At 50.4% G+C, this 20656-nt stretch carries 17 protein-coding genes; 6 read left to right on the forward strand and 11 right to left on the reverse strand.

The window, feature by feature from the left end; translation table 11 throughout:
- Nucleotides 1-10 precede the first annotated feature (10 nt).
- Entirely contained in the window at nt 11-1948 is a 1938-nt protein-coding gene (locus tag OVA33_RS00475) for a lipoteichoic acid synthase (RefSeq protein WP_017419102.1), read from the forward strand.
- A 40-nt stretch (nt 1949-1988) separates the two neighbouring features.
- Here the strand turns inward: OVA33_RS00475 and OVA33_RS00480 are convergent, their stop codons facing one another.
- Together OVA33_RS00480 and nagE are read right to left on the reverse strand one after the other, a co-directional pair.
- Nucleotides 1989-2432 (reverse strand): YfmQ family protein, encoded by a 444-nt coding sequence (locus OVA33_RS00480; protein ID WP_017419101.1) that lies wholly within the window; start codon nt 2430-2432, stop codon nt 1989-1991.
- A gap of 126 nt (nt 2433-2558) precedes the next feature.
- Nucleotides 2559-3941 (reverse strand): N-acetylglucosamine-specific PTS transporter subunit IIBC, encoded by a 1383-nt coding sequence (gene nagE / locus OVA33_RS00485; protein WP_017419100.1) that lies wholly within the window; start codon nt 3939-3941, stop codon nt 2559-2561.
- Between the two features lie 164 nt (nt 3942-4105).
- Between nagE and map the strand changes: the two genes are divergently transcribed.
- From map to OVA33_RS00505, 4 genes are all read left to right on the forward strand, one after another.
- Nucleotides 4106-4855, forward strand: coding sequence for a type I methionyl aminopeptidase (gene map, locus OVA33_RS00490; protein WP_014417181.1), 750 nt, complete (start codon nt 4106-4108; stop codon nt 4853-4855).
- 56 nt (nt 4856-4911) lie between these two features.
- Nucleotides 4912-5223, forward strand: coding sequence for a DUF3243 domain-containing protein (locus OVA33_RS00495; RefSeq protein WP_003155607.1), 312 nt, complete (start codon nt 4912-4914; stop codon nt 5221-5223).
- Between the two features lie 82 nt (nt 5224-5305).
- Nucleotides 5306-5461, forward strand: coding sequence for a hypothetical protein (locus tag OVA33_RS00500; RefSeq protein ID WP_003155608.1), 156 nt, complete (start codon nt 5306-5308; stop codon nt 5459-5461).
- Between the two features lie 179 nt (nt 5462-5640).
- A complete protein-coding gene (locus tag OVA33_RS00505; RefSeq protein ID WP_003155609.1) occupies nt 5641-5775 on the forward strand; it encodes a YflJ family protein in 135 nt (44 codons plus the stop codon).
- Nucleotides 5776-5815: 40 nt separating this feature from the next.
- Here OVA33_RS00505 and OVA33_RS00510 read toward each other — a convergent pair whose 3' ends face one another.
- Nucleotides 5816-6475: an MOSC domain-containing protein gene (locus tag OVA33_RS00510; protein WP_017419099.1), complete on the reverse strand. Its 660-nt coding sequence runs from the start codon at nt 6473-6475 to the stop codon at nt 5816-5818.
- Nucleotides 6476-6542: 67 nt separating this feature from the next.
- Here OVA33_RS00510 and OVA33_RS00515 point away from each other — a divergent pair, with 67 nt between their 5' ends.
- Entirely contained in the window at nt 6543-6815 is a 273-nt protein-coding gene (locus tag OVA33_RS00515) for an acylphosphatase (RefSeq protein ID WP_017419098.1), read from the forward strand.
- Here the strand turns inward: OVA33_RS00515 and nosA are convergent.
- The 8 genes from nosA to OVA33_RS00565 form a co-directional block, all read right to left on the reverse strand.
- Nucleotides 6809-7900 (reverse strand): nitric oxide synthase, encoded by a 1092-nt coding sequence (gene nosA / locus OVA33_RS00520; RefSeq protein WP_029974070.1) that lies wholly within the window; start codon nt 7898-7900, stop codon nt 6809-6811. The two genes, OVA33_RS00515 and nosA, sit on opposite strands and share 7 nt — an antisense overlap.
- 123 nt (nt 7901-8023) lie before the next feature.
- The gene (locus OVA33_RS00525) at nt 8024-8818 is read right to left on the reverse strand and encodes an MBL fold metallo-hydrolase (RefSeq protein WP_014417176.1); all 795 of its coding nucleotides are present in this window, start codon (nt 8816-8818) and stop codon (nt 8024-8026) included.
- Between the two features lie 51 nt (nt 8819-8869).
- A complete protein-coding gene (locus tag OVA33_RS00530) occupies nt 8870-10168 on the reverse strand; it encodes an Mg(2+)/citrate complex secondary transporter CitM (protein WP_014417175.1) in 1299 nt (432 codons plus the stop codon).
- 192 nt (nt 10169-10360) lie between these two features.
- On the reverse strand, nt 10361-11323 hold the full coding sequence (locus OVA33_RS00535; protein WP_063637084.1) for a tripartite tricarboxylate transporter substrate binding protein: 963 nt from the start codon (nt 11321-11323) through the stop codon (nt 10361-10363).
- A 12-nt stretch (nt 11324-11335) separates the two neighbouring features.
- Nucleotides 11336-12016: a response regulator gene (locus OVA33_RS00540; protein WP_003155619.1), complete on the reverse strand. Its 681-nt coding sequence runs from the start codon at nt 12014-12016 to the stop codon at nt 11336-11338.
- Nucleotides 12013-13617 carry a sensor histidine kinase gene (locus OVA33_RS00545; protein WP_063637083.1) on the reverse strand — a complete coding sequence of 535 codons (1605 nt, stop codon included), beginning with the start codon at nt 13615-13617 and terminating at the stop codon, nt 12013-12015. Before OVA33_RS00545 ends, OVA33_RS00540 begins: the two co-directional genes overlap by 4 nt.
- 184 nt (nt 13618-13801) lie before the next feature.
- A complete protein-coding gene (locus tag OVA33_RS00550) occupies nt 13802-19786 on the reverse strand; it encodes an NTTRR-F1 domain (RefSeq protein WP_194266094.1) in 5985 nt (1994 codons plus the stop codon).
- A gap of 114 nt (nt 19787-19900) precedes the next feature.
- Entirely contained in the window at nt 19901-20626 is a 726-nt protein-coding gene (locus tag OVA33_RS00565) for a hypothetical protein (RefSeq protein ID WP_063637005.1), read from the reverse strand.
- Nucleotides 20627-20656: the final 30 nt, after the last annotated feature.

A 20656-nucleotide genomic window follows, 5' to 3' on the forward strand; every position in this document is an offset into this window, starting at 1 on the left:
GAGTGTAACAATGAAAACATTTATAAAAGAAAGAGGACTTGCCTTCTTCTTGATAGCGGTCGTGTTATTGTGGGTGAAAACATATGTCGCTTATATTTTAAACTTTAACCTCGGCATAGACAACACGATCCAGAAAATATTGCTTTTTGTGAATCCGCTGAGCTCCAGCTTGTTCTTTCTTGGATTTGGGCTTCTTTTCAAGAAAAAATTACAGCAGACAGCCATTATTGTGATTCATTTTTTATTGTCTTTTTTGCTTTTTGCAAACATCGTCTATTATAGATTCTTTAATGATTTCATTACCATCCCGGTCATGATGCAGGCAAAGACAAACGGCGGCCAGCTCGGAGACAGCGCGTTCTCGTTAATGAGATGGACAGACGCCTTCTACTTCCTGGATACCGTCATTTTGATTATTTTGGCCCTTAAGATGAAAAAACCGGCTGAAAAACCGGCGAAGAAATCATTCAGAATCGTTTTGGCTTCCGCCGTGCTTGTGTTCCTGATCAACCTCGCCGTCGCGGAATCCGATCGTCCCGAGCTTTTGACACGCTCATTTGACCGAAACTATCTGGTGAAATACTTGGGCACGTACAACTTTACGATTTACGATGCCGTGCAGAATGTGAAATCAAACAGCCAGCGCGCGCTTGCCGATTCAAGCGATGTAACGGATGTAGAAAACTATATGAAGGCCAACTATGACGTGCCGAACAACGTCTACTTCGGAAAAGCCGAAGGAAAAAACGTCATCTACGTCTCATTAGAGTCTCTGCAATCCTTTATCATTGACTATAAAATTAACGGCAAGGAAGTGACGCCGTTTTTAAACAAACTGGCGCACGATAATCAAACATTCTACTTTGATAACTTTTTCCACCAAACGGGACAAGGTAAAACATCTGATGCGGAATTTATGATGGAGAACTCTCTGTACCCGCTTTCGCAAGGTTCGGTTTTCGTCAATAAAGCGCAAAACACGCTGCAGTCCGTTCCTGCGATCCTAAAAGGCAAAAAGTACACGTCTGCCGCTTTCCACGGAAATACGCAGACTTTCTGGAACCGTAACGAAATGTACAAAGCGGAAGGCATCGATAAGTTTTTCGATTCCGCTTATTATGACATGAGCGAAGAAAACACGAAAAACTACGGCATGAAAGATAAACCGTATTTCAAAGAATCCATGCCGCTCTTAAAGAGCCTGCCGCAGCCGTTCTATACGAAGTTCATTACGCTGTCCAACCACTTCCCGTTCGGAATGGATAAAGAAGACACGGACTTCCCGGCGGGAGACTTTGGCGATTCAGTCGTCAATAACTACTTCCAGTCCGCGAACTATCTGGATGAATCAATCGAACAGTTCTTTAATGACCTGAAAAAAGACGGCCTGTACGATAAGTCGATTATCGTGATGTACGGAGACCACTACGGCATCTCCGAAAACCATAATAAAGCGATGGCGAAAGTGCTCGGCAAAGATGAGATCACTGAATACGACAATGCCCAGCTTCAGCGGGTGCCGCTCTTTATCCACGCTCCCGGCGTGAAAGGCGGCCGCAATCATAAATTTGCCGGTGAAGTCGATGTTGCGCCGACCGTTCTTCACCTGCTCGGCGTCGATACGAAAGATTATCTCATGTCAGGTTCAGATATCTTATCGAAAGAGCACAGAGAAGTCATTCCGTTCCGTAACGGAGACTTCATCTCACCGAACTATACGAAAGTGTCCGGCAAGTATTACGATACGAAAACCGGAAGACTTTTAGATGATTCAGAAGTCGACAAAAAAGAAGACTCTCTCGTCAAGACTGAGCTTGAAATGTCTGATAAGATCATCAACGGCGATCTGCTTCGTTTCTATCAGCCGAAAGGCTTTAAGAAAGTGGACCCTTCACAATTCGATTATACGAAGCGTGAAGATTCCTCAGCAGATGATCAAAAAGAATAAACAAAAGCCAGATCATATCAATGATCTGGCTTTTTTATGTTCAGCTCCCGGCGGCGGCCATAGAGCGCTTTTGCAGGCTGTCGGAAAGAACTGAATAAGCGACGACTTTCTTTTTCTGCTGTTTGACGACATCTACATGATCTTCGTAGCTGTATACAAACACCGTCACATCTTTTTTTCCTTTTCTCGTCTTAATGACAAGCGGATCGGCTCCGTTTTGCGGATGAAGATAACGCTCTTCATCCCCTGGGTATATATAATGCCGTTCGATAAACACGGCATCGTTAAAATCATCAATCACCCGGCGTTTGTCTTCGCCTTCCAGACGTTTTCCGCCGAGGGAAACGGCAGCGGACGCGTCACTGAGCTTTGAATGGGTTTCAAACTTGCGGAGAATCCATTCCACCGCTCCGGTAGGAAGGCATGTCAGCAAAATCTTAATCAGGCTTATGACAACAATTGAAACAACTGCAATCCATGTCACCTTACATCATCTCCATACTTGTTCTACATGAATCTTAACATAGAAGAAAACATTGTTTTTTGTACATTATGTGAAACTTGATATATGTTCAAAAAAAATCCGGATCACATAGGTGATCCGGATTTTTCAAGTCTGCTTCTGGTCATCACGGCTGACGGCCTCTCTCAGCTCTTCCGCGACAAATTCGACGTTCGGCCCGATAATGACCTGCGCCGTTTTATTCCCCGTTTTGATAACCCCTTTTGCTCCCGCTTTTTTAAGCGCCGCCTCATTAATGAGAGACGTATCCTGCACGGTCAGCCTGAGGCGGGTCGCACAGTGATCAATCGTTTCGAGGTTTTGCCTGCCGCCGAGCCCCTTGAGCATGGCATGTTCTTCGACGGAACCGGCCGTATCTTCACTAAGCACTTCTTCCTCTTCCTCATCATCTTCCCGTCCCGGCGTTTTCAAGTTTAACGTTTTGATGAGCATATAGAATACGACAAAATAGATCACCGCATAACAAAGCCCGACAACGAGCAGCAAAAGCGGTTTTTCGGCAATGCCGTAGCTGAGGAGATAATCGATCGCCCCCGCCGAGAATGAAAAACCCGACCTGATTCCGAGAACATTTACGATAAATAAAGAGAACCCGGTTAATATAGCATGAACCCCGTACAAAAGCGGTGATAAAAACATAAATGCAAATTCAATCGGCTCTGTAATTCCGGTAATAAATGCCGTCAGCGCGAGACCGATCATCATTCCGGCCGTCGCTTTGCGCTTACTTGGCTTAGCCGCGGCAATCATTGCCAGACATGCGGCCGGAAGCCCGAACATCATAATCGGAAAGAATCCCGTCATATAAGTTCCCGCCGTCGGATCCTTCGCAAAGAAGCGGGCCAGATCTCCCGTTTTTCCGTGAAAATCGCCAAACTGGAACCAAAAAATATTATTCAGCACATGATGAAGACCGAATGGAATCAAAAGCCGGTTAAAAATCCCGTAAATCCCGGCGCCGATCCCGCCAAGCCCGATCATCCATTCCCCGAAGGACGTAATCACCGACTGAATCGGCGGCCACACAAATCCGAAGATCCCCGCCAAAATAATGGTAATCAGCGCCGTTACAATCGGAACGAGCCTGCGCCCGCTGAAAAACCCGAGATATTCGGGCAGCTTTGTATCCTTAAAGCGATTATACGTGTATCCCGCAATTAACCCCGCGATAATCCCTCCGAAAACGGCCATATTATTTGTCGAATTGATTGATTTTACAGCCGCGTCCAGCATGATATAAGAAATTGCTCCCGACAGAGCGGCGGCCCCGTTGCTGTCTTTGGAAATCCCGATCGCGATTCCGATCGCGAAAATGAGCGGCAGATGATCAAATACCGCGGTCCCCGCCGCGTAAATGAACGGAATATTTAATAAGTCCTCTCTGCCGATGGCCAAAATAATACCAACGGCGGGCAGAACGGCAATCGGAAGCATAAATGATTTTCCGAGTTTTTGCAAAAATTGAAGCATTTTACCCATCCCCCTTCTTTTTTCTTAAATATACCACATAAGTTATCTAGTGATCTATACCAATTTTCCTTCATTTATTCACATAAGGCTTGTTGGTTTTCTATTTATAAACCAGTTGTGGTAAGCTTGAATCAGATGATTAAAAATAGAAAGCGGGAATGACAATGATTGTAACGAACGATCAAGAATTAGAAGGGCTTAAAAAAATCGGCAGAATCGTCGCGCTGGCGCGTGAAGAAATGAAGAAAAAAGCCGAGCCCGGCATGAGTACGAAAGATCTTGACCTGATCGGAAAGGCGGTGCTTGACGAGCACGGAGCCGCTTCCGCTCCGGAGAAGGAATACGATTTCCCGGGCGTGACATGCATCAGTGTAAATGACGAAGTCGCTCACGGCATTCCGAGCGCCTCTAAAATCTTAAAAGCCGGGGATCTTGTAAATATCGATATTTCGGCGGAGTTCGGCGGTTTTTATTCCGATACGGGCATTTCATTTGTGCTCGGAGAAGGCGATGAACGTCTGCAAAAGCTTTGTAACTGCGCAGCATCCGCATTTCAGAAAGGATTGGATCAGGCAAAAGCCGGCAAACGCCAAAATCAGATCGGCAGAGCCGTCTACCATGAAGCCCGCTCCAACGGATTTACCGTCATTAAAACGCTGACGGGCCACGGAATCGGCAGAAACCTCCATGAAGCGCCGAACCACATCATGAATTACTACGATCCGTTTGATAACGCGCTTCTTAAAAACGGAACCGTGATCGCGCTTGAGCCGTTTATTTCCACGAAAGCGGAAACGATTGTTGAAACGGGAGACGGCTGGACGTATAAAACGCCGGATAAAAGCCTTGTCGCCCAAGTGGAACACACCATCGTGATCACAAAAGACAAACCGATTATTTTAACTGCACTGTAATGTTTCATCTCCCTCCCAAACAGGTATACAACAACTAACCCGAAGGAGGGAGACGCATGAAAAAAGATAAAGAAAAAATCAAAATCGAAAACGAAATACACGCCATGCACGGCGTAACGAAACAGCAGATTTTAGAGGATTTCGAGGAATTTAAGGCGTACCTTCATCAGAAAATTTCCGCCGGAAAAAAACTGGGTCTGGATGACAGCAAAATCATCAAAAGCGCCGCCATCCTCGGGGACTATCTCGCCAAACACGAGGAGCCCCGCAATGCGGAAGAAAAACTTTTACAAGAACTGTGGGACATTGCGGATGACAATGAAAAACAGCATTTGGCCCAGCTTCTCGTCAAACTTGCCGGACACTGATACAGTGCCCGGCTTTTTTATGCCCCGTTATAAGAGTTGTGCTACACTGGACTTATGTCTGTGAAAGGAGCCATTTTTCAACATGTGGTTTATTATCTTCGGGTTTATTTTCTTTATTGAAAGCATCATTCTCACCGTTTACGGAGTGAAGAAAAAGAAGGGGATGCTGATTTATTTCGGCGTCGTTTTCGGAATCATGACACTCGGAACGGTGCTGTTAAAATTAACCGGCCATTAAGCATGAAAAGACCGCCCTTTACATATATATGTAAGAAAGCTTTACATCTCTGAATCGAAAGTCTCAGTTTTTGCGTTATCCCTTTTCAGCGTCTTTTTATAGATGTTACAATGCCAAAAGTTTGGCAAAAACTGAAGAAACTCTCCCCAGCGGGAGAACGGAGAAAGGAGTTTTCTGACATGCATTATGGCAGTAAAGGCTGGTATGTAGAAGAGTTAAAGAAAAAAGGAATTACCCACTATGAAGGAAGAAAGCTTCAAAGCTTCAAAAAGTACTTCCTTGCCAATCTGCTGGAAACAAAGAAACAAGCATAACGTAAATCAGCCGTGCTGTCAGTGCAGCACGGCTTTTTTTCTATACATTAGTGAGCCTGTCCCTTTTTTTAAGGAAGGACTCCCTCCAGCTTTCTGACAGCGCTTCTTCCCGCAGTATTTCTTCAATCGCTGACAGATTGCCGGAATCACGGTATTTCACTTCATTCGCATACCAGACGGAAATGCTTTCTTTGCCTCTCGACAGACGCTTGAGGACGGGACGCGGATCGACATATCCTTCTTCAAGCACCCTGAAATAAAAGCCGGTAAATCCCGTCTGCTGTACACGGAGCACCATATCTTTGATGCCATATTTGAGCGCGAGTTTGACGCAGGGCTGGCGCGGCTGGCTTACTTGAACGACGGCTTCCCCCAGCTGAAAGACGTCTCCGATCCATACGTCTTGTTCGGCCAGTCCTTTGACCGTTACATTCTCTCCGAACGCGGCGGCGGGAAGTTTTCTCGCGAGCGTTGTTTCCCAATATGAATAATGCTCGGCGGGATACACGCACACCGCTTTATCGGGGCCTCCGTGATTCTTCAGATCAGCCTGCCCGTCCCCGTCAAAATGGGTTTTATACAGCATGACGGGAGAATCTGCGGGCCGCTTTATGATGCCGGAATTGATTTGTCTGCCGGCAAATTCATGAATCGCGGGCTTTCCGAGATTGATAGATAAGACAGAATAGTCTTGCGTCACCTCGTTCACATCCTTTGCGAAATCTCATATCTTTCCTTTATCATAGTAAGAAAAAGGTGGTTTTTCCATGCTTCAATATCATATGATGGCAGACGGCCGGGTTCAGGGCGTAGGTTTTCGCTACTTCGTCCAGATGGAAGCCGACAGACATAAGATAGCCGGCTGGGTAAAAAACCGTGGTGACGGCCGGGTGGAAATCCTTGCCGAAGGTCCTGAAGAGTCGTTAAAACAATTTGCCGAAGCGGTCAGAAAAGGCAGCCCCTTCTCAAATGTCACAGGGGTAACCATCGAAGAATCACACCGTCTGAAAGGGTACCGCACCTTTTCCATCAGTTACTGATAAGGCTTGTCCTGATAATAATAATTCGGCTTCACAATCGTATTGTCATATGATTTATGGAAAATGTGGGTGGAAGCCGGCGAGATCGGCGGAATCAGCCAAGTCCAGTCGCCCGTCAGCTTTCTGCCCGCGTCTTGTTCCTGTTCTTCAAAGCGTTTAAATTGATTCGCCGCCGTATGGTGATCGACAATGCTGACACCGTGTTTTTTGTATGAATAGAGCACTGCCTTATTCAGTTCCACCAGCACCTGATCTTTCCACAGGTCGGTATTCAGGCTGGCGGAAATCCCCATGACCGCAGCGGCTTTTTTGAGCATATCATACCGTTTTTCGTCAGCAAGGTTCCTTGCGCCGATTTCGGTTCCCATATACCATCCGTTAAAAGGCGCCGCGTTGTACGACAATCCGCCGATTTCAAGCCTCATATCGGCGATAATCGGAACCCCGTACCATCTGAGATTTAAATCGGCAAACTCTTCAATATCCGGATGGGTGATCGGCACTTCTTTCACGAGCGTCTGAGGCAGGTCATACCAGACCGGCTGCCCGTCCCCTTTCATCCGGAAAAGCAGCGGCAGAATATCAAAATCGGTCCGCTTCCCGCGCCAGCCGAGTTTTTCGCAGACAGCCGTCAGCTCATATGATGCCGGATCACCGACTCTTCCTTTTTCAGTCTCATATCCCGCATAGCGGATGAGCTGGTGATTCCAGATCTCCACTTGTTTCTCCCCATTCTTCTCAGGAGGGAAAATCGTAATCGTCGGTTTAATTTTTCCGCCGTTCGTGGCGATTTCAATATGTTCAAATAATGCGTCGCGCACCTCTTCTTTCGTGTTCACACCGCGCCGGTCAATGACGTTCAGCGATTGCCAGAACAGACGCCCGATACAGCGGTTGCTGTTGCGCCACGCCATTTTCGCCCCGTGTTCAAGCTCTTCCGCCGTATGAACGTAACTTCCCGTCCGCTCTATCTCATCTTTTATCGCGTGTAGTCGCGCGTTGATTTGCGATTCCATTCCGAGTTCCTGATAGCAGACATCAATAAAATCCTTCGCCTCATCCCAAAGTATTTCCGTATGTTTCAAAAAACTCTCTCCTTCAATTTACATCTGTTTCCCATTGTATCGTTTTTAGGAGTGAACACAATGGTTTTTTTGTATCATACTGGAAACTGCAAAGAAAAAACACCTGTGATTTTCGCAGGTGTTTTACAAAACGGAATGCAATTTTTCAGCCAGTGTAAGCAAATCCTCACGGTAGTTTTTTCCCGTCATAGGAATTCCGTGACCCGTCAAAAGCGCTTCCGGCTCCAGTTCGGCCAGTTTCTGAACGGATGCGGCCGCCGTCTGTGTATCCGCTGTAAAATAGGCGGGCGGCCCGTGAAGCTCTTGCTTTTGAATGACAACGTCCGCAAGCGATTCCTGTTCAACAGTGATCACGGCATCACCGGCAAGCAGAACGCGGTCTTTATCCCGGAATAATGAAATATGGCCGGGTGTGTGGCCGGGCGTATGCACCCATTTCCATTCTTCAAGAAACGGAACGGTACCGTCTGAAGGCAGTGCCTGAACGGACGGAATGCGGATCGTATGGCGCGGAAACAGCGGTGACAGCTTTGCGACAAGCCCTTTTTTCGCATCGGGCCTGGCAGGCGGATAATCCGCTTTCCCCGTGACGTACGGGAGCTCCTTTTCATGAATGTAAACCGGCACATTCCAAAGCTCAAGCAGCTCTTCAATCGCACCGACATGATCAAAATGGCCGTGTGTCAAAATGACCGCCTTCAGCTGATACCCCTCTTTGAACCGGCGTTTCATTTCTTCTGTTATCATCTCCGCCGATTGCGGCATTCCCGCGTCAACCAGAATGATTTCCCGCGGAGCTGAGGGATTTTCGATAAAGTAAACATTCGCAATCTGCACGGTCAGTCCGTAAACGCCGTCCGCCGCTTTAAAACCGGCGCCGCTTCTCACTGAAAAAAGCGGCATAAACGGATCACTCATCATGGCACCTCCTCTGATGCCTTTAGTGTGCGACGAACCGGGTGTTTTATGTTAAAAAATCGTGATTGCGCCGATGATGAGCGCAAAAGCCGTCATGACGATAACGGCAAGAACCGCCCATTTCATCGCAAATTTCTGGTGTTCATCAATGGTGACCCCGGCAAGCCCGACTAATAAATGCGTCGACGGCACGAGCGGGCTTAACATATGAATCGGCTGGCCGATAATCGAAGCGCGGGCGATTTCCACCTTATCTACACCGTACGCCACGGCGGTCTCGGATAAAATGGGCAGCACGCCGTAAAAATAGGCGTCATTAGGCATCAGAAACGTAAAGATACCGCTCGTTAAGGCAACAATCGCCGGAATAAATCCCCCCATCTGTTCCGGAATAAGCGATACGAGGGAAATGGCCATCTCATCGACCATCTTCGTCCCCGTTAGAATTCCGGTAAATACGCCTGCGGCAAAAATCATCGAACCGATCGCAAGCACATTGCTCGAATGGGCTGAAATACGCTCCCTTTGATCGTTAAGCTTCGGATAGTTGACAATCAGCGCGATACAAAACGCAATGATGAACAGCACGGTTAAATTCACTTTTCCTGACACTAAAAATCCCACTAAAGAAAGCGTTAACATTAAATTGAACCACCACAGTTTCGGCCGCTTCCATTCATCTTCCGCAGCCGCAGCCGTTTCATTTGTATGGGACGGCTGCTTTAATTCGATCACCCCGAGCCGTTTCCTTTCCATCCTTCCGAGTACATAAGCGACCACAATCATACACACCATTCCGCTCGCAATGACAGGCAGCATCGGCCCCGTCAGCTCTGCCGGGTCAACGCCGAGCGCACTCGCCGCACGCGGCGTCGCGCCGCCCCATGGTATCGTGTTCATGATACCCATGCCGACACCGGCGATTCCCGCTAAAATAATCGGACGGATTCCGAGCATGATATACAAAGGCAGCATTGCGCTTGTCGTAATCATATACGTCGTCGAGCCGTCTCCGTCCAGTGCGACAAGCATGGTCAAAACGGCTGTTCCGACTACAATTTTGAGCGGGTCGCCTTTAACCAGCTTTAAAATACGCGACACCATCGGATCAAATAAACCGGTATCAATCATAATGCCGAAATAAAGAATCGCAAACATAATCATGACTGCGATCGGCGCCACCTGTTCAATACCGGAGATCATCATCTCGCCGACCCGGTTAAAAGAAAACCCGGCAAACAGCGCAAACACGATCGGCGTTAATACGAGCGCCGTTAACACTGAAAGCCGTTTTGTCATAATCAGCACCATAAAAACAAGCATCATAAGAAAGCCTAAGATTGCTAACACAGTATGTCCCCCTTATCATGAGTACGCTTACATTTTAAAGGCCCGATCCCCTTTATCCGCCTTTTTGCTATCTTATGAGAATTGGATATTGAAGTAAATATTTTGGATTTTAAAGATTTTTAATTTTTTATAACCTTTTCGTTCATTTTGTTCATTTATAAATCAAAAGCCTTCCGCAAATATGCGGAAGGCTTATTTTTCGCTGCTCATCATCTCTTTATAAAACTCGGTCTGCTCTTCTAAAAAGCGTTTTGCGCCGCTGCTGTTTTTATAAAAGCTCTCCCAATCCCGTTTTTTCAGCATTTGCTTCCACTCCGCGGATGAGGTAATCTGTTTCAAAGCCTGATCCCAATAGACGATCTCGCCTTCGGTCATGTCTTTCGGCCCCATGATGCCTCTCCAGTGCGCAAAGACAAACGGCACCCCCTGCTCTTTCCATGTCGGCACATCGCTGAAGCCGGAGAGCCTTTTGTCAGACGTAACGGCCGCCAATGTGATTTTCCCTTTCCGATAGGCGTCTCTCGCTTCTGAAATGGTCATTGAGGCGGCGTCTATCTCGCGGCTGATAAGAGCTTCAATGACTTCATTGCTGCTCCCGTATTGAAAAAAGCGGATATCAAACGGAGAAATTCCGGCCATTTCCGCCGCTCTCGCAAAGGAGAGCTGGTCATCATTTCCGAGGCCGGGCGCAAATCCGATTTTTATGCCGCCCGGATTTGCTTTAATATCGCCGAGCAGCCGACTTCCGCTTTTTATCTTTGAATCCTTCGGAAGAGCGACGGTCTGCCACTCTTTTGCGATAATGGCCAAAGGCGTAAAATCAGCTGCCTTCAGCCGGCTTTGTCCCAAAATTTCATTGCTTAACAGCAGGCTTGAATTCATACTGATGACATCCGTTTTTCGTTCGTTTACATATTTCCAGCCGCTGTCTCCGCCTCCGCCGGGTTTATAGATGATCTTTACGGGCCGGCCTAATATTTGCTTCCGCTCTATTACCGATTGCAAAGCTTTTGCCGTTACGTCCCAGCCCCCTTGAGGCGCTGCCGGGACGACAATTTCAACCGGCCCTTCAGCTGAGCGGAAGCCCTCCATCTGCCGTCCGTCAAAAGAAACCAGCGCCGCCAGCATGACAAGAAGCACTCCCAACCGCTTCATTTCTCCCATCCCTTATTCATGTGCTAAATAATATTTCCGTTCCGGCCTGCCGATAATGCCGTACTCTAATTCAGCGAGCGCTTCTTCCCGAGAAACGAGAAACTCGGCATAGCGCCGCGCCGTTGTTCTGGAGGCGCCCATTTTTTCGCCCAGTTCTTCAGCCGTCATCCCTTTTTGGGCCGCCCTGAGCGCGTTTTTGATTTTTTGAAGCGTAATCGAATTAATGCCTGTCGGCAGATCATTGTGCTGTTTTTGTTCTTTCTGACCGCTTCCGAAAAACATGTCGATCACGGACTGGCTCAGCTCCGGCTGTGAGTGCAGCCATTCTCTTTTTTCACGGTACTTCAAAAGCACTTCTGTAAATTTATGTGCCGACACCGGTTTTATGACATAATGGGAAACGCCTGATCTGAGCGCTTCCTGCAGCAGCCTTGTTTCGGCAGAAGCCGTAATAATGATGATATCAACGGAAGGAAAACGGCCGCGGATAAGCGGGAGCAGATCTGTTCCCAGCTCATCCGGCATATAAATATCCAAAAGCAGCAGATCAGGCTGCCGTTTCTCAAGCAGCGATATGGTGTCTTTGGCATTGATTGCTTTGCCGATGACATTGAATCCATCAAGATGTTCGATAAATTTTTCGTGAATTTGCGCTATTCGAAAGTCGTCCTCTGCAATCGCGATGTTAATCACACCGATTCCCCCTTTGGCCTTTCTTTCGGTATAAACACCGTAAATACAGCACCGCCGCTCTTTTGCTGCGAAATCTCTATCGATCCCTGCAATTCACTGACGGCTTCTTTCAGATTGGCTAAGCCGTATCCTCTCCTAGTCCCCTTTGAAGAGTAGCCCTTTTCAAATATCGTTTCTGTTTTTTCCTGAGGCACGCCGTCTCCTGAGTCCGCCACTTCGATGACGATATCCCTGCCGATATCGGTCATGAAAAAGGATACCTCTTTTTTCTCTTTTTCGGCGACGGCTTCGAAAGCGTTATCAATAAGATTTCCGATGATCGTAATGAGCTGGGATGAACCCACATGCTCCGGCAGCGATTCTAAAAAGCTGTTTTCATCTATTGAAAGCTTCACTTTCTTCTCAGACGCCTTTCCCATTTTTCCTAATAGTATGGCCTGAACCCGCTGTGAATGAATGTTTTGAAAGAGGATTTCATGCTGTTCATTCTGGATGGCGTACTCTTCTTTTATCAGTTCAATGGCTTCATTATATTCTCCCAGCTCTAACAGACCGAGTATCGCGTAAAGCTTATTCGAGAATTCATGCGTTTGCGCCCGGAGATCCTCCGAGTATTTTTTCATTTCAGTCAGCTTGTTGATCAGTTTCTTGAGCTCCGTTTTTTCGCGGAAGCTGATCACCGCTCCGTATACTTGTCCGGTCTGTTTCATTTCTTTCACATTTAAGATAAATACTTTATCTCCGGCACGCACCTCCACGTTCGGCGGTATTTCTCCCCCTGCCAACACCGGCATGAGCTTTGCGCCCGGCATGATTTCTTTTATATGCCTTCCGATCATCGGTTCCGGAAGATTCAGCATATCAGCCGCAGATAAATTCATCATGGTTACCGCGCCTTCTTTGTTTACGGCGATAATCCCTTCTTTAATCGCAAGGAGCATCGCATTGCGTTCCCTGTACAGCGCTGCAATTTCATGCGGTTCAAGGCCGAGTGTATCTTTACGGATGCTTTTTGCGAGCGCCGCCGCTCCCCCGATGCCGATAAGAAACACCAAACATGCAAAATAGCCTAAATGCCGCAGATGCGCTTTCATATCTTTTTCTATCTCATCTTGTAGAAACTCGACTGTCACCGTTCCGACGACTTCGTTATGATTTTTTTCCTCCAAAATAACCGGGGCGCTTCCCCGGACGGCCTTCATTCCGTCGGAAACCGGAGACCCGCCGAACATGACGGTTTTGTTTTGCAGATTTTGATTTTCTTTCGGAATACTGTTTCGGGCCGAATGAAATGCAACATGCCCTTTTTGATCAGTGATGTAGACGGCGTGCGCGCCTGCCTGTTCTTTCATTTGTTCAATGACGTCTAACTTTGTAAAAGCCTCTTGATCCGCAAGCCGGAACGCCTCTTTTACGGGAGGCATGTATGAAATGGTTTTTGCCGTTTGCACCGCCAGCTGTTCAGCCTGCTTCTGCCCTTCCTTTAATTGCTGAAAGGCAAATATAACCGTGAGCGTTCCGATAACAAGTATTAATAAAGCCGTAATTAATCCGGCGATTTTCATTTGCAGAGAGACATAAAACCGCTTCGCTTCCAACACAGCACCAGCCGTCCTTTCCTCCTAAAATCATACCATTTTTTTAAATCTTTATTTCTCATTTTTGAGAATTTTCGTGATCTTTTTCTCTTGCGGCTTACCAAAAAGGTGATGATAGGTATATATTTACTTTTACACAATTGATATAACACATAAAAAAGACTGACCGAAGTCAGTCTGTAATCTATCAGGAAATTGTAACTCCCGCGCTTGCATATCTCGCCACTGTATTAATAAGCGAAAGGCCGGTCGCAGTGGCGGAGAATACCATTAACAGCCGGGTTTGAGGAGTTACCGCAATGTTCAGCCCTGTCGTGATTCCGTTGCTGATGCTGCCGATTGACAATATGCCGGTGAGGGGAGGAGCTAAAGTGACGGATGCTCCGGGGATCGGCGTGAACGTATTGTTCGGCACTGTGGAACTGTATAATTGTGCGGTTATCGTAACAGTCGAGCCGACAAGCGACAATGCTGCGGTTGTACTGAAATAGGCGGCAATTGATGTAATGGTTCCGCTTCTCGGAGCAGAAAAAGCAAAGTTCAGCAGAGTCCCTCCGGCCCCGGTAAGATCAATTGCACCTCCCCCTCCGACATTGACGCCCGTCACAGAATTGCCGAACCCGACAAGGCTCACCGTTCCGATTAATCCGCCGGCAATGGTCGTCACGGCAGTGGGAAGACCTGAAGCATAAGGAATGATCGCGCCTGCTCCGGTTGCTCCGGTTGCTCCAGTTGATCCCGTTATTCCGGTCGCTCCTGTTACTCCGGTTACTCCGGTGGCTCCCGTTACCCCGGTTGCTCCGGTTACCCCGGTTGCTCCTGTTATTCCTGTTGCTCCGGTTGCTCCCGTTATTCCGGTCGCTCCAGTATCTCCGGTTATCCCGGTGGCGCCGGTTACTCCTGTTACTCCGGTCGCCCCGGTTACACCGGTCGAGCCTGTTTCTCCGGTCGAGCCCGTTACTCCGGTCGAGCCTGTTTCTCCGGTTATCCCGGTTGCGCCGGTTACTCCAGTGGCTCCTGTTATTCCGGTCGCTCCAGTAGCTCCGGTTACCCCGGTTGCTCCAGTAGCTCCGGTGGCTCCTGTTATTCCGGTCGCTCCAGTAGCTCCGGTTACTCCCGTTACCCCGGTTGCTCCAGTAGCTCCGGTTACCCCGGTTGATCCCGTTACTCCGGTGGCTCCTGTTGATCCAGTATCCCCGGTTACTCCCGTTACCCCGGTTTCTCCAGTGGCTCCGGTGGCCCCTGTTACTCCGGTGGCTCCTGTTACTCCGGTGGCTCCTGTTACTCCGGTGGCTCCCGTTATCCCGGTAGCCCCTGTTACTCCGGTGGCTCCGATTTCTCCCGTGGCTCCCGTTATCCCAGTTGCGCCTGTTACTCCGGTTGCGCCGGTGAGCCCGGTGGCTCCCGTTACTCCAGTATCCCCGGTTACACCGGTAGCACCTGTTACTCCCGTCGCTCCAGTATTCCCGGTTACTCCCGTTACTCCGGTCGAGCCTGTTACTCCGGTTATTCCGGTTGCTCCCGTTACTCCCGTGGTGCCGGTTGCTCCAGTCGCGCCGGGATCTCCAGTGACGCCGGTTGCTCCAGTGGCACCGGTTACTCCAGTGGCTCCCGTTATCCCGGTGGCGCCTGTTACTCCGGTCGCTCCGATTTCTCCAGTGGCTCCCGTTATTCCAGTCGCTCCAGTAGCTCCGGTTACCCCGGTTGCTCCCGTTACTCCGGTCGCCCCGGTTACACCGGTCGAGCCTGTTTCTCCGGTCGAGCCGGTGAGCCCGGTGGCTCCCGTTACTCCAGTATCCCCGGTTACACCGGTAGCACCTGTTACTCCCGTCGCTCCAGTATTCCCGGTTACTCCCGTTACTCCGGTTTCTCCGGTTATTCCGGTTGCTCCCGTTACTCCCGTTGGACCGGTTGGGCCTGTTACCCCGGTTGCGCCAGTCGCTCCGGTTATCCCCGTTGCCCCAGTCACTCCAGTTGCTCCTGTTGCTCCCATTACTCCTGTTGCTCCGGTTACTCCTGTTGCTCCAGTTACTCCAGTTGCTCCTGTTGGCCCTGTTACTCCGGTTGAACCCGTTGCTCCGGTTACTCCTGTTGCTCCTGTTGCTCCTGTTGCTCCTGTTGCTCCTGTTGCTCCTGTTGCTCCTGTTGCTCCTGTTGCTCCTGTTGCTCCTGTTGCTCCTGTTGCTCCTGTTGCTCCTGTTGCTCCTGTTGCTCCTGTTGCTCCTGTTGCTCCTGTTGCTCCTGTTGCTCCTGTTGCTCCTGTTGCTCCTGTTGCTCCTGTTGCTCCTGTTGCTCCTGTTGCTCCTGTTGCTCCTGTTGCTCCTGTTGCTCCTGTTGCTCCTGTTGCTCCTGTTGCTCCTGTTGCTCCTGTTATACCCGTTGCTCCAGTCACACCCGTTGAACCGGTTGGGCCTGTTATTCCGGTTACACCAGTTGCGCCTGTTGATCCCGTTGATCCCGTTACTCCGGTTGCGCCTGTTACTCCGGTTGAGCCCGTTGCCCCTGTTGGACCGGTTGATCCAGTTACACCTGTTGATCCAGTCACTCCAGTTGCACCGGTTGCTCCTGTTGCTCCTGTTGCCCCAGTTACTCCCGTTGCCCCTGTTACTCCAGTTGCACCAGTTACTCCAGTTGCACCGGTTGCTCCTGTTACCCCAGTTGGGCCGGTTGCTCCAGTTTCTCCTGTCGATCCTGTTGCTCCAGTCGCCCCTGTTACTCCAGTCGGTCCTGTTGCTCCAGTCGATCCTGTTGCTCCAGTCGGTCCTGTTGCTCCAGTCGGCCCTGTTGCTCCAGTCGGCCCTGTTGCTCCAGTCGGCCCTGTTGCTCCAGTCGAGCCGGTTGGTCCCGTTACTCCTGCTGGGCCGGTTTCTCCAGTAGCTCCGGTTTCCCCGGTCGAGCCAGTTTCTCCGGTTTCGCCAGTAACTCCAGTTGGACCGGTTGGGCCTGTCGGACCCGTTTCTCCGGTTTCTCCGGTTTCTCCTGTTACTCCAGTTGCTCCAGTTATACCCGTTGCTCCAGTCACACCTGTTGAACCGGTTGGGCCTGTCGATCCCGTTGGGCCTGTTATTCCGGTTGTACCGGTTGAGCCCGTGGTTCCGGTTACACCAGTCGAGCCGGTTGAGCCCGTGGTTCCGGTTTCTCCTGTTGATCCGGTTGGGCCAGTTGAGCCGGTTGATCCAGTTACACCTGTTGCTCCAGTCACTCCGGTTTCCCCGGTCGAGCCAGTTTCTCCGGTTGCGCCAGTTACACCAGTTGAGCCCGTGACCCCAGTCGGGCCAGTAACTCCTGTTGCCCCTGTTACTCCGGTCTCTCCTGTTGCTCCTGTTGTTCCTGTTGCACCGGTTTCTCCAGTTGGACCCGTTTCTCCGGTTGCTCCGGTTTCTCCTGTCGACCCCGTTTCTCCGGTTATTCCTGTTACACCGGTCTCTCCTATTGCGCCGGTTGGGCCTGTTACTCCAGTCGCTCCGGTTGGACCGGTTTCTCCGGTTACTCCCGTCGCCCCGGTTACTCCAGTTGAACCCGTTTCTCCGGTTGATCCTGTTACACCCGTTACCCCAGTCGCTCCTGTCGATCCCATTGCACCCGTTGAGCCGGTGGCTCCTGTTGGCCCAGTTACACCGGTCGCCCCGGTTTCTCCCGTTGGGCCGATTTCTCCAGTTACCCCGGTTGACCCGGTTGACCCAGTTCCTCCTGTTGGGCCGATTGCCCCCGTTGCTCCGGTTTCTCCTGTTGGTCCTTCTGGGCCGATTGCCCCAGTCACTCCCGTTGAACCCGTTTCTCCTGTTGATCCTGTTGCTCCAGTTACTCCCGTTGCTCCGGTTTCTCCCGTTGCTCCGGTTTCTCCTGTTACACCTGTTGATCCCGTTACACCAGTTGGACCCGTGATTCCGGTTGGGCCGGTTGCTCCAGTCGCCCCTGTTACTCCAGTCGGTCCTGTTGCTCCAGTCGATCCTGTTGCTCCAGTCGAGCCGGTTGGTCCCGTTACTCCTGCTGGGCCGGTTGCTCCAGTAGCTCCGGTTTCCCCGGTCGAGCCAGTTTCCCCGGTCGAGCCAGTTTCTCCGGTTGCGCCAGTTTCTCCGGTTGCGCCAGTAACTCCAGTTGGACCGGTTGGGCCTGTTGGACCGGTTTCTCCGGTTTCTCCTGTTACTCCAGTTGCTCCAGTTATACCCGTTGCTCCAGTCACACCTGTTGAACCGGTTGAACCGGATGCACCCGTCGCCCCGGTTTCTCCTGTTGATCCGGTTGGGCCAGTTGAGCCGGTTGATCCAGCTACTCCGGTTGATCCAGTTACACCTGTTGCTCCGGTAGAACCAGTTACACCAGTTGAGCCCGTGACCCCAGTCGGGCCAGTAACTCCTGTTGCCCCTGTTACTCCGGTTATGCCAGTGGCGCCCGTTGCGCCGGTTGTTCCTGTTGACCCGGTTGCTCCTGTTGGGCCGGTTGAGCCCGTAGTTCCGGTTATTCCTGTTGCTCCTGTTATCCCCGTTGCTCCAGTCACTCCGGTATCCCCGGTCGAGCCAGTTTCTCCGGTTGCGCCAGTTACACCAGTTGAGCCCGTGACCCCAGTCGGGCCAGTAACTCCTGTTGCCCCTGTTACTCCGGTTATACCAGTTGGGCCGGTTGAGCCGGTTGAACCTGCTACCCCAGTTGCTCCGGTTATGCCAGTGGCGCCCGTTGCGCCGGTTATTCCTGTTACACCGGTCTCTCCTATTGCGCCGGTTGGGCCTGTTACTCCAGTCGCTCCGGTTGGACCGGTTTCTCCGGTTGAACCAGTTGACCCTGCTGCTCCTGTTGGTCCAGTTACTCCCGTTGAACCAGTTGATCCCGTTATACCAGTTACCCCAGTCGCTCCTGTCGATCCCGTTTCTCCTGTTGCACCTGTTACTCCGGTCTCTCCTGTTGCTCCTGTTGTTCCTGTTGCTCCTGTTGTTCCTGTTGCACCGGTTTCTCCAGTTAATCCCGTCGCACCAGTTGAGCCGGTCGAGCCGGTTACTCCGGTTGGACCGATTTCTCCCGTTGGCCCGGTTGAGCCTGTTACTCCCGTCGACCCGGTTACTCCAGTTGGACCCGCTACTCCAGTCGGGCCGGTTGCACCAGCTGAGCCAGTCGATCCTGTTACACCAGTTATGCCTGTTACTCCTGTTACTCCTGTTGCACCCGTTGGGCCTGTCGCTCCTGTTACTCCCGTTGAGCCGGTTACTCCAGTTGGACCCGCTACTCCAGTCGGGCCGGTTGCACCAGCTGAGCCAGTCGATCCTGTTACACCAGTTATGCCTGTTACTCCTGTTACTCCTGTTGCACCCGTTGGGCCTGTCGCTCCTGTTACTCCCGTTGAGCCGGTGGCTCCGGTTGGACCGATCTCTCCCGTGGGCCCAGTTGAGCCTGCTGCACCAGTAACTCCAGTTGGACCGGTCGAGCCGGTTGGGCCTGTTGCTCCAGTTGAACCGGTCGCTCCTGTTGATCCTGTTACTCCAGTGGCTCCGGTTAACCCCGTTTCTCCGGTTGAACCTGCTACCCCAGTTCCTCCTGTTGCCCCGGTTGAACCTGTTGCGCCAGTTGGGCCTGTAACCCCGGGTGCACCCGTTGACCCAGTCGCTCCTCTTGCCCCGGTTGAACCAGTTGCTCCCGTTACACCAGTTACTCCGGTCGCTCCTCTTGCTCCGGTTACTCCTGTGGGACCCGTCACTCCTGTGGGACCTGTAATTCCTGTTACGCCAGGTTCACCCCCGGTTTGCGCCAATGAAACGTCATCTATTAAAACCGTGCCGGAAGAAACTTTACTTAATACAATGACGGCAGAGGCCGCGCCAGAAGGCACACTGCTTGTTTTATAGATTTCAGACCATGTGTGAAAGAGCACGTTCGGCAAATTTCCGGGTGTAATATTTTCTTGAATGGAACTGATTTGTTCACCTGCTGCGCTGACATAGATGATCTGGAGAGTTACTTGGGGACTTGGCTCATTTCCGAGCGTTGCGAGTGATACGAATAGAGTCAGTGACTTGGCTGAAATGGGAACGATTTGACTGAGGTAAGCATATGGCTGAGCTCCAATAAATTGCGCGGAATATCTCCCTGAATGTGCAAACAAACTGTTAATCTGGGTATTGGCCGAACTCCACCCCGCTAATGTGCCGGTTTCAAAGCTCCCGTTTATAATCGGATTATTCATTCAATCTTTTTCCCTCTCCTTCCCGTTGTTGACCGTCTTACCTATTAAGACAGCATATTAATACGGGCTGTGTTTTGACAACCTAAATAAAAAAGGTGATTTCTATTCATCACCTTAGTCCGATCCTTGAATGGGGAATCCCGTCGCAATGAGGGAGCGGTTTGCCGCTGCGACTTGTGTTACGAGATTCGAAGAAAGGACGGATAAATAGAGCTGGTACGCGGCTGTTTCATCCGCCTTCATTTCGTCGATGTACGTAAAAGGAATTCCTATGATTTGTCCGCCTGAAGAAAAGAGGTTCAGCTCTTGTCTCTGTGTTTGTATCGATACGCCATTTCTTTGCAGATCGACAGCTAAGACCAATGAGAAATGAGACGCGAGCGGGTCTAATTCCACATTTACTTGTATGACGGCATCCGTTTTCACCAATTGATCTGTTGGCGAGGCTATCACTGTGCTTAACACGTTTATCGGTGTTCCTTCTAACGGAATCGTCATTAGTTCTGCTGTATTTTGAAAAGCTACCGCAGGAACCGCTCCCGGCGGACCCTCAGGCCCCGGGGGACCGGGCGGACCCTCAGGCCCCGGGGGACCGGGCGGACCCGCCTCCCCTTGCGGACCGCGGGAGCCGGCGGGTCCTCTTTTGCCTTCGGGACCTCGCAGCCCGGGTACGCACAAGGCAGATCGATTTTCATCTGAAGACGGAAACCGTTTTTCCGTCCCTGTTTCCGGACTTTCAAGTTCACATGGTAATTGTTCATACCGGCGTTTCATATGTCTGCTCATATATTTGTAAGGTTTCTGTTTCAATATCATGTATTGATTACGGCCGCTGCTCATATTATCACCCCGGCAATATTCTATTCGCAC

Source organism: Bacillus sp. KICET-1 (assembly GCF_027721405.1).
Classification (GTDB): domain Bacteria; phylum Bacillota; class Bacilli; order Bacillales; family Bacillaceae; genus Bacillus; species Bacillus velezensis.